Source organism: Bordetella genomosp. 4 (assembly GCF_002261185.1).
Classification (GTDB): domain Bacteria; phylum Pseudomonadota; class Gammaproteobacteria; order Burkholderiales; family Burkholderiaceae_B; genus Bordetella_A.
On record NZ_NEVQ01000013.1, the window covers coordinates 1,112,873 to 1,129,177 of the forward strand.

Here is a 16,305-nt window from a genome sequence, read left to right on the forward strand (position 1 = left end):
TCAATCCAGCAACTCGGCATTCCACGCATGGACGCGTTGCGTTTGCTCGCCCAGCCCTTCGATACCCAGCCTCACCACGTCGCCGTCCTTGAGATACACAGGCGGCTTTTGGCCCAGGCCCACACCAGGCGGCGTTCCCGTGGAAATCAGGTCACCGGGGTACAAAGTAATGAATTGGCTGACGTAGTGGATGAGATACGCCACGTTGAAAATCATGGTCTTGGTGCTGCCGTTCTGGAAACGCTTGCCATTGACCTCTAGCCACATGGCCAGATTTTGGGGATCAGGGATCTCGTCCGGGGTCACGAGCCACGGACCGATCGGACCAAACGTGTCGCAGCCCTTGCCCTTGTCCCAGGTGCCGCCGCGCTCGATCTGATATTCGCGTTCGGACACGTCGTTGATCACGCAGTAGCCGGCGACATGTTTGAGCGCATCCTCCAGCGTGACGTATCGCGCCTTGGTGCCGATCACCACGCCTAACTCGACTTCCCAGTCCGTTTTCACAGAGCCTTTGGGCAGCACGATGGGGTCGTTGGCACCCGACGCGCGGGACCATTTGTTGAACAGAATGGGCTCAGCCGGCGGCTCGGCGCCTGTCTCGGCAGCATGATCGCTGTAGTTCAAACCTATGCAGACAAACTTGCCGGGATCGGCATAGGGAGTCCCCATGCGGCCGGGCTGGGCTACAACGGGCAGACTGGCTGGATCGACCTTGCGCAAGGTATCCAGCGCCTGGGGCGACAAGGTCTGGGCCGTGATATCCGGCAGCACGCCCGACAGATCACGGACGGCGCCCTGGGCATCCAACAGGCCGGGTTTTTCCTGGCCCACAGGGCCGTATCGCAACAGTTTCAACTCTAACTCCTTATCAAGATGCAGGACTATCTATTCTGTTCAGTTCGACCAGCCGCCGTCGATGATCTGCGTGGTGCCAGTCGTGAAGCTGGACTCGTCTGACGCGAGATACAACGCCAGGGCGGCAATCTCTTGCGGTTTTCCTACCCGCCCAATGGGTTGGCGGGACACGAAATCTGCCCGCACCTGTTCTATGGATTTTCCATATTTGTCGGCTTGGCCGGCAATGCGCTCCTGCAAGGACGGTGACTCGACTGTGCCGGGACAAATACTGTTGCAGCGAATGCCCTGCCCGACAAAATCCGCCGCGATGGATTTGGTCAGGCCGACCACGGCCGCCTTGCTGGCGCCGTATGCAAATCGGTTAGGCACACCCTTGACGCTGGATGCAGCCGAGGCCATATTGATGATAGAGCCACGGCCCTGGCGCAGCATGCCCGGCAAAAATGCGCGGATCGTCTCGTACATGGCGGTGACGTTCAACGCAAAGGAAAAGTCCCAAGCCTGGCGATCGCAACCCAGGATACTGCCGTCATGCACATAGCCTGCGCAATTGAACAACACGTCGATATCGCCCAATTCGGCCGCCAGCGCATTGATCGCACCGGAATCCATCACGTCCAATTGCCGCGTTTCGCAGCCACTGAGTTTACTTAGCAACTCTGGTTTGATATCGGTGGCGATGACCCGCGCGCCCTCTGCGATGAACAACTCGGCCGTTGCGCGACCAATGCCTTGGCCCGCTGCCGTCACCAAGGCGATTTTTCCTGCCAAACGATCAGCCATCATGTCTCCGTTTGTTGATTGAATGGATTTCAGTTTTATATATAAAAATATTTTTTATCACGTATCCAACGTAACTTGGCTATTAATATAGTATTTTTTGCTTTGCCTGGGGAAAATACAGCGCTCCCGGCCGAAAAATTTTTCCCAAAATTATTTTATATATAGGATTAATTTTTATATATAAAATTGCTCCTCCGTGATGTGCGGCTCTGCTGCCGCGGCGTCCACCCCTGCTACTCGGCCCTGGATATATGAGTACCTCCATTCCCCCCTCAGATAACTTGCCGAACCACCATGCCGTGGGCGAAGCGCTGGTCGAAAAGGCTGCGCGCTACAGCGCGCCTGCGCTGGAAAAAGGCTTGGACATCCTGGAAGCGCTCAGCGCCAGTGCACAGGGCTATACGCTGAACCAGCTCAGCCAGGTCCTGGGACGCAACGTGAATGAGATTTTCCGTATGGTCGTGACGCTGCAGCACCGCGGCTACATCCAGACTGACGAGAACGACCGCTACACGCTGACGCTCAAAATGTTCACCCTGGCAAACCGCCAACCGCCACTCAAATCGCTCGTGAGTGCGGCATTGCCATTGCTGCAAGAGCTGGCCGAGCGCACACGCCAGTCCGCCCATCTGGCCATCTATCAAAACGGCCGTGTCGTTGTCGTAGCCCAGGCCGACAGCCCGGAACGCTGGTCGTTCGGCCTGAAGGTCGGTGTTGTGATGGGACTGACCGATACGTCCTCGGGCCACGTCCTGCTGGCCTATCAAGACGAGGTGACCCGCACACGCATGCTGAGCAGCCATATCCATGTCGAGGGCGAGCTCGACATGGATCCGGGGCAATTGTTTTCATTGCTGGAGACTGTGCGCCAGACCGGCTACGCCATGATGCCCAGTATTCAGATCCAAGGCGTAACGAATATCGCCCATCCCGTGTGGGGCCAGGGGCAACGCGTGGTGGCCGCCATCAATATCCCGCATATCGCCCGCATTGACGGTACGCCCACACCGAATACCGAGCAGATCAAACAGATGCTGGCCGAGATTTGCACGCGCCTGTCTCAGCGAATCAGCGAAGCGCCTGATCTTCAGGGTTGAAGATGGCTGCAGAGGAATGCGGCGCCTCCGGGGAGAGCGCTGCGCGGCACCGTGCGGCGAGAAAGTCCCGATTGACGCTTCGCTTGAACGCGAGTTAAACAAGGGCAGGACTCGCCCGAGTCCACACAAGCAAAAAGCGCAAACAGGCGGGCATCCTCTCGCGGCAATGTCCGGCCCGGCGCACAAGGAGACCACATGAAGCTTTCAGTAAAGAGGTTTGCATGTATCCTGGGTTTCTCACTGCTGGCCGTGCAGACGGCCGGGGCCGAGAACCTCTCCATTGCAACGGGCGGCACGGGCGGGGTCTATTACCCGATCGGCGGCGGCATGGCTTCCATTCTGTCCAAGAAAGTCCCTGGCATGGAGGCCACGGCGGAAGTCACCGGCGGGTCCGTGGACAATCTCAAACTGGTGGGCTCGGATGACAGCTATATCGGCATGACCATGTCCGATGCGGCGCTGGACGCCTACCAGGGAAAAGACAAATTCAAGGGAAATAAACAGGCACTGCGCACGCTGATGATCATGTATCCCAACAGCATGCATGTCGTCACGTTGCAGGGTAAAAACATAGAAAAATTCGCCGATCTGAAAGGCAAACGCATATCGACGGGATCGCCCGGCAGCGCGACCGAAGTAATGGCGTTTCGCCAATTGGAGGCTGCCGGGTTGGATCGTGACAAGGATGTCCAACGCGAGCGCCTGAGCGTGGCCGAATCGGTCAATGCCCTGAAAGACAACAAGATCGATGCGTTCTTTTGGGTTGGAGGCCTGCCCACTGCAGCGGTGACAGACCTGGCCAACACACCGGGCACCACGTTGTTGATGATAGACAACGCCGAACTGGTGCCGGCCATGAACGAGAAGTACGGCAAACTCTACGTGCAATCGGTCATCGGCAAAGACGTCTACCGCGGCATGAAGACCGACAACAAGAATGCCAACGTGATGAACCTGCTGGTGGCTAACGAGGAGATGGACGACAAGACGGCCTACAACATCGTCAAGACCATCTTTGAAAGCCGTGACGATCTGATTGCCGTACACAAGATCACGGCGGACTTTGCGCTCGACAAACAAAAGTCGGCAGCCAGCCCCATTCCCTTTCACCCCGGCGCGGCGAAGTATTTCCAGGAACGCGGCGTCTCGCTCGATTAAGCAGGCTCCGCTTTATGCCGGTCTCGCCTCAGGCGAGGCCGGCGTCGGCACACCTTGCCGTAACCGCATCCTGGAAGAGAGTCTCCGGCAATGATCGAATCCAACGAACAGAATTCCGCACAGGTCAGTGACGAGGCCTTGCGCAAGGCCGAGCAATATATCGAGGAAGAGGAAGGCGCGATCAATCGTATCGGCGGCAAGCTGGGCGTGTTTCTGGCAGTGGTGGCGGTATTGATGTCGCTATTCCATCTGTACGCTGCTTACGCGATCGTGCCTACGCAGGCGCTGCGTCCCTTGCACGTGAGCATGGTGCTGGCGCTGTGCTTTCTGATGTTCCCCATCGCCAAACGTTATCGGCATCGCATCATGTGGTGGGACTGGCTCATGGCTGCGCTGGCGGTCGCTATCGTGGTCTATCTGCTGTTGGGTGGCGACGATTTCACCGACCGCAACACCTTGCCCAATGGCTGGGACATTGCTTTTGGATCGGCCTTGATTCTGTTGGTGCTGGAGGCAATGCGCCGCACGATAGGCTGGATTCTGCCCGTCATATCGAGCTGTTTTCTGCTGTACGCCTTTCTGGGCGACTATCTGCCTCACCCCTGGACACATCGAGGCTATGACCTGGGACGGCTGGTAGGCTTCATGTACATGACGCTCGAGGGCATCTATGGGGTCGCCGCGGATGTATCCTCATCCTTGATCATTCTGTTCACGATTTTCGGCGCTTTTCTGCAGTTTTCCGGTGCCGGGAAGTTCTATATCGATTTCTCTTTTTCAGCCATGGGAGGCAAACCCGCCGGCGCGGGACGCACCGTGGTGCTGGCCTCTTTTCTGCTGGGCGGACCATCGGGTTCGGGCGTTGCTACGACGGTGACACTAGGTACGGTGGCGTGGCCTATGTTGGCCAAAGTCGGTTACGCGCGCAACGCGGCAGGCGGACTATTATCAGCGGGCGGGCTGGGGGCAATCATTTCGCCGCCAGTGATGGGAGCTGCAGCTTTTATCATCGCCGAGTTCCTGCACATCTCGTATCTGGACGTGCTGCTGATGGCGGCCATCCCGACCTTGCTCTTTTATCTCGCGCTGTTTTTCATGGTCGAGATCGATGTGCACAAGTACGGCATGCACAACGTCGACATCAAGCGCGTAGACACGGTGTGGAATCTGACTCGACGCTATTGGTACCATTTTCTGTCGCTGGTTTCCATCATTGCGTTCATGCTGCTGGGTTTCTCGCCCGTGCTGTCGGTCTTCTGGGCTACGGTGGTGTCTTTCCTGACCAGCTTTCTACGTCCCGAAACCGCGATGATCTCTCGCGATCTGTTCCGCGGCAAGGGGCGGATATCCGAGCATCTGTTCAACTCGCCGCTGATACAGGCGTTGAAAGCCGGTTCGCTCGGCATGTTGAACGTGGGTGCGACATGCGCCGGCGCTGGCATCATCGTCGGCGTCGTCACGCTGACCGGACTCGGCCTGAAATTCAGCGGCATTGTCATCGATTATGCGGCCGGGTCGTTGCTGCTGACGGCAATCTATACCGCGCTGGTCGTATGGATCATCGGCCTGGCCGTACCTGTGACGGCGTCGTACATCATCTGCGCCGTCATCACGGCGCCCGCGCTGATCAAACTGGGCGTGCCGGATTTCGCCGCGCACATGTTCATTTTTTACTACGCCGTCTTGTCGGAGGTCTCGCCTCCCACTGCCTTGTCGCCATTCGCTGCGTCGGCGATCACTGGCGGAGACCCATACAAGACCACCATGCAGTGTTGGAAATATACGATCCCGGCCTTTCTGGTGCCTTTTATTTTCGTGCTCGATCCCAGCGGCCAGGGATTGTTGTTGATGGGATCGACCAAGGCCCTGGCGGGAGCTGACTGGTGGAGCATCGCCGCTGTCACGTTCACCGCAGCAAGCGGTATTTTCGCGTTGGCGATCGGCTTTCAAGGATGGCTGCTGGATCGGGTCAACGCGCTCGAGCGCACGATGCTGATCGTGGCAGGTTTCGCGTTGGTATATCCCGATCCGGTGTCGACCACGCTCGGTTTTGTGCTGGTAGCGATTGCGCTGGCGTTGTACGGATGGCGCCGGCGCATGACGGTACGAACGAGTTAACCCTTCGGGCTTGACTGGTTTCCGACGCGGGATGCGGCTCCCGCGTCGACCTGATTGCGTCTTGGTTGGCGGAGACGGCGAGCTCAGCCCTGGATGATATCCAGCTTGGCAATGCCGAGCGCCAAGGTTTTGGCACCCACATCGCGAAATTGGATTTGCGCCTGGGCGTCCTGACCGGAGCCGCTCAGGCCAATGATGGTGCCATCACCGAAGCGGGCATGGTGAACACCCTGACCGATGCGGAACTGCTTGTCGCCTACGGTCACGCCAGACGTCACGCCGCGAGGCGTACGCGGTGAAATCGTTCCAGTCGCACGGCGTCCGAACGCATCACCATGGTTGACACGAGCCGCCGATTCGCCAAAACCGGCGTGCGCGTGACCCACCCCGCCCCGCGGGGTCAACCATTTAAGGTGTTGCTCCGGAATCTCGTCCAGGAACCGCGAACGCATGGCGTAGCGAGTCTGGCCGTGCAGCATGCGACTCTGTGCCAAAGTGAGGTAAAGACGCTCGCGCGCGCGCGTGATGGCCACATACATCAGGCGGCGTTCTTCCTCGAGCCCGGAGGCCTCGAGAATGCTGTTCTCATGAGGAAATAAGCCCTCCTCGAGCCCAGTGATAAACACCGCGTCGAATTCCAGCCCTTTGGCGGCGTGAACTGTCATCAGTTGCACGGCGTCCTGACCGGCCTGAGCCTGGTTGTCGCCGGCCTCCAGCGAGGCATGCGACAGAAACGCGGCCAACGGCGTCATGCCTGCGGGAACCGCTGCTGGGGCATCGACCACGCCGGGCATCAAAGCGCTATCGACAGCCCCCTCGGGCACGACGCCGGCGGGCAGGCCGTCGAAGTTTTCCTCCGAGGCAAACACCGCCGCAGCCGTGATCAGTTCGTTCAAGTTTTCAAGCCGCTCCGCGCCGTCGCGGTCGGCCTTATAGTGCTCGACGAGCCCGCTGGTTTCCAGCATGTGCTCGACCAGCTCGGGCAGAGGCAGCTCGCGGGTCTCGTCAGTCAAACGGCCGATCAGTTGTGCGAACTGAGCCAGGTTGGCGCCGCCTTTTCCAGGCACTCGGGCCACGGCGCCATACAGACTGGTGTCGAGCGTGCGAGCCGCATCAGCCAACTGTTCCAGCGTGCGCGCACCAATGCCTCGCGTGGGGAAATTGACGACGCGCATCCATGATGTGTCATCATGGGGATTGGCCATCAGACGCAAATAGGCCAAGGCATGCTTGATTTCCTGGCGCTCGAAAAAGCGCAGGCCGCCGTAGACCTTGTACGGAATGCCGGCTGAAAACAGCGCATGCTCGATCACACGGGATTGCGCGTTGCTACGATACAGAACGGCGATTTCGCGGCGCAGGCTGCCCTCGTTGATGAGCGAACGCACCTCGTCGACCAGCCATTGGGCCTCCATGCCATCCGAGGGTTGTTCGATGACGCGGATGGGCTCGCCCTCGCCTTGTTCGGTCCAGAGGTTCTTACCCAGGCGGCCGCTATTGTGGCCGATGAGCGCATTGGCCGAATCCAGGATGTGACCGTAGGATCGGTAGTTTTGCTCCAGCCGAATGACGGTGCCGCGCGCATAGTCGCGCTCGAAATCCGCCATGTTGCCCACGTTGGCCCCACGAAACGCATAAATCGACTGATCGTCGTCGCCCACCGCAAAAATGGCGGCACCGCCCCCGGCCAACAGTTTGAGCCACTTGTACTGCAGGGTGTTGGTGTCCTGAAACTCGTCGACCAGAATGTGGCGAAAACGTCGCTGATAGTGTTCGCGCACGGGAGCGTTGCGCGTCAACAGCTCATACGCACGTAACAGCAGCTCGGCGAAATCGACCACGCCCTCGCGCTGGCACTGCGCCTCGTAGAGCTGATAGATCTCGATCAAGCGGCGTCGATGACTATCGTAGGCCTCGATATCGCCCGGACGCTCGCCCGCCTCTTTGGCGCCGCTGATAAAACGCTGGACGTCGCGAGGGGGATATTTTTCGTCGTCGATACCGTTCGCCTTCAAGAGGCGCTTGATGGCCGCCAATTGATCGGAGGTATCGAGAATCTGAAAGGATTGCGGCAGACCGGCATCACGATGATGTGCACGCAACATGCGGTTGCACAGCCCGTGAAAGGTGCCGATCCACAAGCCACGCGTATCGATCGGCAAGATCGCCGACATGCGCGAGAGCATCTCGCGCGCAGCCTTGTTGGTAAACGTGACAGCCAGCAGCCCAAAAGGACTGGCCTGGCCGGTTTGAATCAGCCAGGCCATGCGGGTCGTCAAGACCCGTGTCTTGCCGCTGCCCGCCCCGGCGAGAACCAGGGCGTGCTGCGGATCAAGCGTTACTGCGGCGCGTTGTTCGGGATTGAGTTGCTCTAGCATCATGCCGCGTAGCGGCTGAGACGTTGCGCAAATTGCTCGAGCCCAGCGATGCCGCTTTGCTGGGCGCGCTGGCACCAGGCCTGCAGGTCATGTAAAAGTTGCTCGCTGCTGGCGCTGGAGCTTTCCCACAAACGGCCCAACTCACGGCGCATTTGCACCAGGGTGGACAAGGACTTGTTGTGTGCGATGGCCTGATCGACCTCGGCGCGCTGCTCGGGATGCAGGACATCCTCGTTGCGGTGCAGCCAACGGCGGACACGCTGCAAACGCGAGGCGCTGTGATCCTTGCCGAGCTCTTCGCGCAGCGTGGTCTTGATGATCTCGCCGTAACGGGCCATGACCTCGTAGCGGTGCGTGATCACGCCTTGCAGCGTACGCAGATCGATAGCCTTGGTGCCGGTTTCGAGCTTGAGCTTGGGCGCGACCTTGCGGACCTTGGCCAGACCGAAGAATTTCAGGACCTGGATGTAACCCCAACCGATATCGATCTCATACCATTTGGCCGAGAACTTGGCCGAGGTGCCATGAGCGTGGTGGTTGTTGTGCAATTCCTCGCCACCGATCACGATGCCCCACGGGAATACGTTGGTGCTGGTGTCCGGGCTGTTGTAGTTGCGATAGCCCCAGAAGTGACCGATACCGTTGACCACACCAGCAGCCCAGAACGGAATCCACGCCATTTGCACCGCCCACACCGTCAGGCCGATCGCGCCAAACAGCGCCAGATCGATCGCCAGCATGGTGAGCACGCCCCACAGGCTGTGCTTGGCATAGAGATTGTGCTCGAGCCAGTCGTCCGGCGTGCCGTGGCCGAATTTAGCCATGGTTTCCTTGTTGGCGGACTCTACGCGATACAGATCCGCGCCACGGAACAATACCTTCCAGACACCGAACAGCATCGGCGAATGAGGATCGCCCTCTTTTTCGCATTTGGCGTGGTGTTTACGGTGAATGGCGACCCATTCCTTTGTGACCATGCCCGTCGTCATCCAGAGCCAGAACCGGAAGAAATGCATTACTGCGGGGTGTAAGTCGAGACCGCGGTGCGTCTGGCTGCGGTGCAGGAAGATCGTGACTGCCACGATGGTGACGTGCGTCATCACCAGGGTGTACAGAACGATCTGCCACCAACTGGCTTGGGTAAATCCGCCGGAGAGGAAGGAAAGGAATTGATCCATAAAGCTTTTTGCGACCCTCGCATAAAGGAATGGAACGCAGTTTAGCGTACCTGACTTGCTTATGACAGCGGGATTTCAAAATAGTTTTTGTGATAAATCAAGGACTAAGCAGCGACGCCTCGGCCCGGAGGGAGAATTTCGACCCGCTGAGGGCCTTTGCCCCGGGGCGAGGCGGCATGTCGATGACGCTCTACCAAAAACACATTTTGCAACAAATCATCAAACGAACTGTCGCTTTTCCGTCCCTATGGCAGGGTTATTCGGCGGACGACTTGGTTTCTGGAGGAGCAAGTTTGCCTCCTGCGGGTGTCGAGCCGGTAGCAGGCGCACTGTCGGCGACGGCTTTGCCCTCCATAGCCACGGATTCACTATCCGCGGAGGACGCTGCCCCGTCAGCCCTGGACGCCGTCTCATCGTACACCGGCGCTGCAGCACCCATTTTTTTACGTTCCAACACTGCGGCAAAAAATCCATCGGTGCCGTGTACGTCGGGGCGCAACTGGACGTAGGGTCCCTCGAGATCGAGTCCCGGGCAGCGGCTGGCCAGAATTTCCGCGGCATCCAGGCGTTCAAAATCGGGGTGCGTGTCCAGGAACTTCTGAACCTGCACCTCGTTTTCCTCGGCCAGCAGGCTGCAGGTGGCATACACCAGGCGCCCGCCAGGGGCGACGCAACGCGCCGCACTATTCAGGATACGCGTTTGCAGCGCTCCCAATTCCGCCAGGGCCTCGGGATGCTGGCGCCATTTCAGATCCGGATTGCGGCGCAACGTGCCGATTCCGCTGCAAGGCGCATCGACCAGTACCCGCTGCGCTTTGCCGGCCAGGCGTTTGACGCGCGCGTCGTTTTCGCTTTCGATGGCTACCGGCACCACGTTGGATAGCCCGCTACGGGCAAAACGGGGTTTGGCCCGCGCCAACCGGGCAGCCGAGACGTCAAAGGCGTACAAACGCCCGGTAGAACGCATCAGCGCGCCCAAGAGCAAGGTTTTACCGCCCGCCCCTGCGCAGAAATCAATAATCATTTCGCCGCGGCGCGGGCCGACCAGCAAAGCCAACAGTTGACTGCCCTCGTCCTGGACCTCGAGGCTGCCGTTCTCGAATAGCGGCCAGCGATTGACGGCAGGCCGGCCGGCTAGTCGGATCCCCCACGGGGAATATGGGGTAGGCTGAGGTTCGAAACGCGCCGCGGGACCGTCGCCCAGGGTGGCCAACGCAGCCTCGCGTTCCATCTTGAGGGGATTGACCCGCAGATCGAGTGCCGCCGGGCGGTTCAGCGCCGACATCAGCGATTCCGGATCGTCCAGTTTGCCCAGGCGCTCGTCCAGCCAGTCAGGCATGCTGGTACGGACGGCCCGGGGTAACGTAGCGGGATCGATGCGGCTGACGCGCTCGAGCCAATCGTGTTCGGAGGGATCCAGACCGTCTTCTAAAAACGCCGCGCCCAGCGTAGCCGTCAGGCCCAGGATTGCCAGGCGGCGCGACGCCGGGCCGCTGCCGCTTTCGGCGAGCTGGCGATAGCGGCGCAGGTGGCGCAGCACGTCGTACACGGCTTCGGCCACCTCGCCACGGTCGCGCCCCCCCAGCGTGGGATGAGCACGGAACCAGTGCGACAAGGCAGCATCGGCCGGATAGGTCCATTGCAGGATCTCGCCCAAGACACGCTGAACCTGATCGATGCGGATCACTGCGCGCGGCGTGCGAGGTTGCATGTCGGGCTGAAGCCGGGGTTCGCCGGGGCGCCCCTGGGAGCGAAACCGGTCAGAGTCGCCCGAGCGGCCTTCAGACCGAGGCCGGTCCGGATAGTCTGATCGTCCTTCGGAGCGAAACCGATCCGAGCCACCCGAGCGCCCTTCGGACCGAGGCCGATCCGGATAGCCTGACCGTCCCTCGGAGCGAAACCGATCAGAGTCGCCCGAGCGCCCCTCGGGCCGAGGCCGGTCCGGATAGCCTGATCGTCCCTCAGACCGAGACGGCCCGCTGGATGTGCGACGGGCTCCACCACGCGAACCGGTTTCAGAACGGTTCGTGGAAAAAGCGCCTGCTGGACGCTGCCGAGAGGCGGGATTCTTGCTCATTGTCTTTCCATAAGGCCAAGGCAACGCCTTGACCGATCAAAATTCAGGGCCGAGACAAACTGCCTCGGCGGATGATAACGAGAGGTTGCGCTGCGGGATACAGCCTGGCTGCGGGATACAGCCTGGCCGTCAGATCTCGCCCTCGGTAAACAGACGTTGCGGGTCGCCATCGACCTCGACACGATGATCGACCGTCAGGCGCACCCTGCCCTCGACCAGCCAGCGAACCGCTGCGGGATAGGCCTGGTGTTCGACGGCCAGCACGCGGTCAGCCAGGATATCAGGTGTATCACCCACACGGACAGGAACGCAGCCCTGCGCGATGATGGGCCCGTGATCCAGTACCGGCGTCACAAAATGCACCGTACATCCGTGCAGTTGCACCCCTGTCGCCAATGCCTGAGCGTGCGTATGCAAGCCGGGGAACATGGGCAGCAGCGACGGATGAATATTCACCAACCGGCCCGCGTAGTGATTCACGAATCCCGGCGTCAAGACGCGCATGAAACCCGCCAACAACACATAATCAGGCTGGTACCGGTCGATTTCCTCGGCCAGGGCCGTATCGAAAGCTTCCCGGCTGGGGAAATCCTTGTGATACAGCGCGCCGGTGGCGATGCCCTGTTCGCGCGCCCACGATAATCCCGCCGCATCCGGACGGCTGGCAATGACGGCGCAGACTTCGGCGGGCCATGCCTCGTCGCGACAGGCGTGAACCAGGGCTTGCATATTGCTGCCACGCCCCGAAATAAGGATAACCAGGCGACGTTTCAAAGGTAAGGATTCCGGCAAGATGAGATATTCCAAGGCAAACCAACCTAAAATTGTAAACTCTCGGTCGTGAAAACCTTGCTGCAACTCTATCGATCGGTCCCGCCGCCTGCGCGGCGATCCCCTTGCGCGCTGACAATCGGCAATTTTGACGGCGTTCACCGCGGTCATCAGGCCATTCTGGCGCGCGTACGGCAGGCGGCTCGCGAACGCGGACTGCTGCCCTCGGTGCTGACATTCGAGCCGCATCCCCGTGAGTATTTCGCCACGCTGAACCAGCGGCCGGAGCTCGCGCCGACGCGTATCTCCGGTTTGCGCGACAAACTCGAAGCGCTTGCCAGCCAGGACATGGCGCAGATCATCATCGAGCGATTCAATGCGCGATTTGCGGATATGTCTGCAAATGCCTTCATTGAGGAACTCTTGGTGGGTGGCCTGCAGACGCGTTGGCTGCTGGTGGGAGAAGACTTCCGCTTTGGCCGCAAGCGCAGCGGCGACGTGGATCTGCTGCGCGAGGCGGGCATGGTGCACGGGTTCGAGGTCCAGACGATTGCCGACGTGACCGACCGCCTGGGGCACCGGGTATCGAGCTCGGAGGTCCGCACCGCGCTCGCCGTGGGCGATCTGGATCGGGCCGAGCATCTGCTGGGACGCCCGTTCCAGATCAGCGGACATGTGATCCACGGCCAGAAACTCGGCCGTACGCTGGGTTTTCCCACCTTGAATCTGCGTGTTGCGCCACGCTGTGCCGCGCGCTCGGGAATTTATGTAGTGCGAGTACATGGCTTGGGCGAGCAACCACGTCCCGCCGTCGCCAGCCTGGGAGTGCGCCCCACGGTCGAGGATCACGGACGTGTGCTATTAGAGTCGCACCTGCTCGATGGCCCGGCTGACGCATACGGTAAACTCATACGCGTTGAGTTCCTGCACAAGTTGCGGGACGAAGAAAAATTTCCCGATCTGCCTTCCCTGACAGCCGCCATCGCCGACGACGCGCAAAACGCGCGTGCCTATTTTGCCGTTCATGGACTATAAAAAAACCCTCAATCTGCCCGACACCTCCTTTCCGATGCGAGGTGATCTTGCCAAACGCGAACCCGCCTGGGTCACCCAGTGGGAAGAAAACCACGTGTATCAAGCCATACGCGCTGCCAGCCGTGGCCGGCCGCGTTTTGTGCTGCACGACGGACCGCCCTATGCCAACGGCGACATCCACATTGGCCACGCAGTCAACAAGATCCTGAAGGACATCATCGTCAAAAGCCGCAACATGGCGGGCTACGACGCGCATTATGTGCCAGGCTGGGACTGTCATGGCATGCCGATCGAGATCCAGATCGAAAAGAAATTCGGCAAGCACCTGCCCGTGACGGAAGTCCAGTCCAAGGCGCGGGCTTATGCATTGGAACAGATCGATCGTCAACGCCAGGACTTCAAGCGTCTGGGTGTGTTGGGCGAGTGGGATCGCCCCTACCTGACCATGAACTACAGCAACGAAGCGAACGAGATCCGGGCGCTGGGCGGCATCCTGCAAAAGGGCTACGTATTTCGCGGCCTGAAGCCCGTGAATTGGTGTTTCGACTGCGGCTCGGCCTTGGCCGAGGCCGAGGTTGAATACGCTGATCGCGTGGACCCGGCGATCGACGTGGCATTTCCGTTCGCAGATAAACCGGGCGTGGCAAAGGCCTTTGGACTGGACTCGGTCGACGATGGCGCAGTAGTAATCTGGACCACGACGCCGTGGACGATTCCTGCCAACCAGGCATTGAATGTGCACCCTGAGCTGGAATACGCGCTGGTGCGCGTCACGCCGGCAACGGCGCATGGGTCGCTGCTGCTGTTGGCCAGCGAGCGCGTCGAGGCCTGCCTGAAAGCCTGGAATCTGCAGGGCGAAATCGTCGCCACCGCCACAGGTGCAGCACTGGACGGATTGCGTTTCCATCATCCGCTGGCCTCGGCGGATGCAGGGTATGCACGCACCTCGCCGATCTACCTGGGCGACTACGTCACGATCGACACCGGCACCGGTGTCGTGCACTCGGCCCCCGCCTACGGTATCGAAGACTTTGTGTCGTGCAAGGCGCATGACCTGCCCGACGATCAGATCCTGAATCCCGTGCTGGGCGATGGCAAATATGCCGAGAGCCTGCCGCTGTTCGGCGGCCTGTCGATCTGGGACGCCAATCCGCGCATCGTCGAAGCCCTGAAGGCTGCGGGGTCGCTGATGGACGTGCAAAAGCTGTCGCACAGCTACATGCATTGCTGGCGGCACAAGACCCCCGTCATTTACCGCGCTACCAGCCAGTGGTTCGCCGGCATGGACGTCAAGCCTGCCGATGGCGGCCCCACATTGCGCGAAAGCGCCTTGGCCGGCATCGATGCAACGGCGTTCTACCCGTCCTGGGGCCGCGCCCGCCTGCACGCCATGATCGCCAACCGGCCCGACTGGACCTTGTCGCGCCAACGCCAATGGGGCGTGCCCATGGCGTTCTTTGTTCACAAGGAAACCGGCGCTCTGCATCCGCGTACGGCCGAATTGCTGGAACAAGTCGCACAGCGCGTTGAACAACACGGCATCGAGGCGTGGCAATCGCTGGATCCACGCGAGCTGCTGGGCGACGAGGCGGATCAATACGAAAAGAACCGCGACACGCTCGATGTCTGGTTCGACTCGGGCACCACGCACGCCACCGTGCTGGGCGGCAAAGACCAGGCTCTGGGCGGCTCGCACGGCGCCGAGCTGGCCTGGCCGGCAGATCTGTACCTGGAGGGTTCCGACCAGCATCGCGGTTGGTTCCATTCGTCGCTGCTGACCGGCTGCATGCTGTATGGCCAACCGCCGTACAAGGCCCTGTTGACGCACGGGTTCGTGGTCGATGGCCAAGGCCGCAAGATGAGCAAGTCAGTAGGCAACGTCATCGCCCCGCAAAAAGTGTCCGACTCGCTCGGTGCCGAGATCTTGCGCTTGTGGGTCGCATCCACGGACTACTCCGGCGAACTGTCGATTTCCGACGAGATCCTCAAACGCGTGGTCGAAGGCTACCGCCGCATTCGCAACACGCTGCGCTTCTTGCTGGCCAACCTGGCCGACTTCGACGCCGTCAGTCAGGCAGTGCCGTATGACGAGCTGTTCGAGATCGACCGCTACGCATTGGCCATGACGGCGCAAATGCAGGCTGAAGTCATCGCGCAATACGAGCGCTATGATTTCCACCCCGCCGTCTCGCGTCTGCAGACGTTCTGCTCCGAAGATCTGGGCGCGTTCTATCTGGATATCCTCAAGGACCGTCTGTACACCACCGCCACCGATAGCGTAGCGCGCCGTTCGGCACAGACGGCTCTGTTGGAAATCACGCAGACGCTGCTCAAGCTGATGGCTCCCATCCTGTCGTTCACGGCAGAAGAAGCCTGGAAAGTCCTGGTCGATTCCGCGCTGAAACACCAAGCCGATGCGCCGCGCGTCACGATTTTCACCGAGGTGTTCCACACGCTGCCGCCGTACGCCGAGGCGTTGACTGGGAAATGGGCACGTCTGCGCGCCATCCGTGCCGACGTACAGCGCAAGCTCGAAGAGGTCCGCACCGCAGGCGGCATCGGCTCGTCGTTGCAGGCCGAAGTCGATCTGCATGCCGACGGTGACGATCGCGCCATCCTGGAAAGCCTGGGCGACGATCTGCGATTCGTATTGATCGTCTCGCGCGCCACGGTCCATGCTGGCACGGGCGATTTGCGCATCGAGATCACGCCATCCACGAACAAGAAATGCGAGCGCTGCTGGCACTGGCGACTGGATGTGGGCAGCGATGCGGATCATCCCGAGATCTGCGGCCGCTGCGTGTCCAACCTGTTTGGCTCGGGCGAGCCGCGCGACAAGGCCTGACACC

11 protein-coding genes are annotated in these 16,305 nt (G+C 60.4%); 5 read left to right on the forward strand and 6 right to left on the reverse strand.

Going from position 1 to position 16,305, the window contains the following annotated elements; translation table 11 throughout:
• On the reverse strand, positions 1-858 hold the full coding sequence (locus CAL20_RS15480) for a fumarylacetoacetate hydrolase family protein (protein ID WP_094821959.1): 858 nt from the start codon (positions 856-858) through the stop codon (positions 1-3).
• Between the two features lie 39 nt (positions 859-897).
• Positions 898-1,644 carry an SDR family oxidoreductase gene (locus CAL20_RS15485; RefSeq protein WP_094838301.1) on the reverse strand — a complete coding sequence of 249 codons (747 nt, stop codon included), beginning with the start codon at positions 1,642-1,644 and terminating at the stop codon, positions 898-900.
• A 251-nt stretch (positions 1,645-1,895) separates the two neighbouring features.
• Here CAL20_RS15485 and CAL20_RS15490 point away from each other — a divergent pair, with 251 nt between their 5' ends.
• From CAL20_RS15490 to CAL20_RS15500, 3 genes are all read left to right on the forward strand, one after another.
• Complete coding sequence (locus CAL20_RS15490) at positions 1,896-2,741, forward strand: IclR family transcriptional regulator (RefSeq protein WP_094821961.1); 846 nt, start codon at positions 1,896-1,898, stop codon at positions 2,739-2,741.
• A gap of 195 nt (positions 2,742-2,936) precedes the next feature.
• A complete protein-coding gene (locus CAL20_RS15495; RefSeq protein WP_094821962.1) occupies positions 2,937-3,899 on the forward strand; it encodes a TAXI family TRAP transporter solute-binding subunit in 963 nt (320 codons plus the stop codon).
• 90 nt (positions 3,900-3,989) lie between these two features.
• Positions 3,990-6,017, forward strand: coding sequence for a TRAP transporter permease (locus tag CAL20_RS15500; protein ID WP_094838302.1), 2,028 nt, complete (start codon positions 3,990-3,992; stop codon positions 6,015-6,017).
• A gap of 83 nt (positions 6,018-6,100) precedes the next feature.
• Here CAL20_RS15500 and CAL20_RS15505 read toward each other — a convergent pair whose 3' ends face one another.
• From CAL20_RS15505 to purN, 4 genes are all read right to left on the reverse strand, one after another.
• Complete coding sequence (locus CAL20_RS15505; protein WP_094821964.1) at positions 6,101-8,398, reverse strand: UvrD-helicase domain-containing protein; 2,298 nt, start codon at positions 8,396-8,398, stop codon at positions 6,101-6,103.
• Positions 8,395-9,573 (reverse strand): DesA family fatty acid desaturase, encoded by a 1,179-nt coding sequence (locus CAL20_RS15510; RefSeq protein ID WP_094821965.1) that lies wholly within the window; start codon positions 9,571-9,573, stop codon positions 8,395-8,397. Before CAL20_RS15510 ends, CAL20_RS15505 begins: the two co-directional genes overlap by 4 nt.
• A gap of 256 nt (positions 9,574-9,829) precedes the next feature.
• Complete coding sequence (locus tag CAL20_RS15515; RefSeq protein ID WP_094821966.1) at positions 9,830-11,284, reverse strand: RsmB/NOP family class I SAM-dependent RNA methyltransferase; 1,455 nt, start codon at positions 11,282-11,284, stop codon at positions 9,830-9,832.
• 495 nt (positions 11,285-11,779) lie between these two features.
• A complete protein-coding gene (gene purN / locus CAL20_RS15525; RefSeq protein WP_373558298.1) occupies positions 11,780-12,424 on the reverse strand; it encodes a phosphoribosylglycinamide formyltransferase in 645 nt (214 codons plus the stop codon).
• 66 nt (positions 12,425-12,490) lie between these two features.
• Here purN and CAL20_RS15530 point away from each other — a divergent pair, with 66 nt between their 5' ends.
• The gene (locus tag CAL20_RS15530) at positions 12,491-13,456 is read left to right on the forward strand and encodes a bifunctional riboflavin kinase/FAD synthetase (protein ID WP_094821968.1); all 966 of its coding nucleotides are present in this window, start codon (positions 12,491-12,493) and stop codon (positions 13,454-13,456) included.
• Positions 13,446-16,301 carry an isoleucine--tRNA ligase gene (gene ileS, locus CAL20_RS15535; protein ID WP_094838303.1) on the forward strand — a complete coding sequence of 952 codons (2,856 nt, stop codon included), beginning with the start codon at positions 13,446-13,448 and terminating at the stop codon, positions 16,299-16,301. The genes CAL20_RS15530 and ileS overlap by 11 nt, the downstream gene beginning before the upstream one ends.
• The last annotated feature ends 4 nt before the right edge of the window (positions 16,302-16,305 follow it).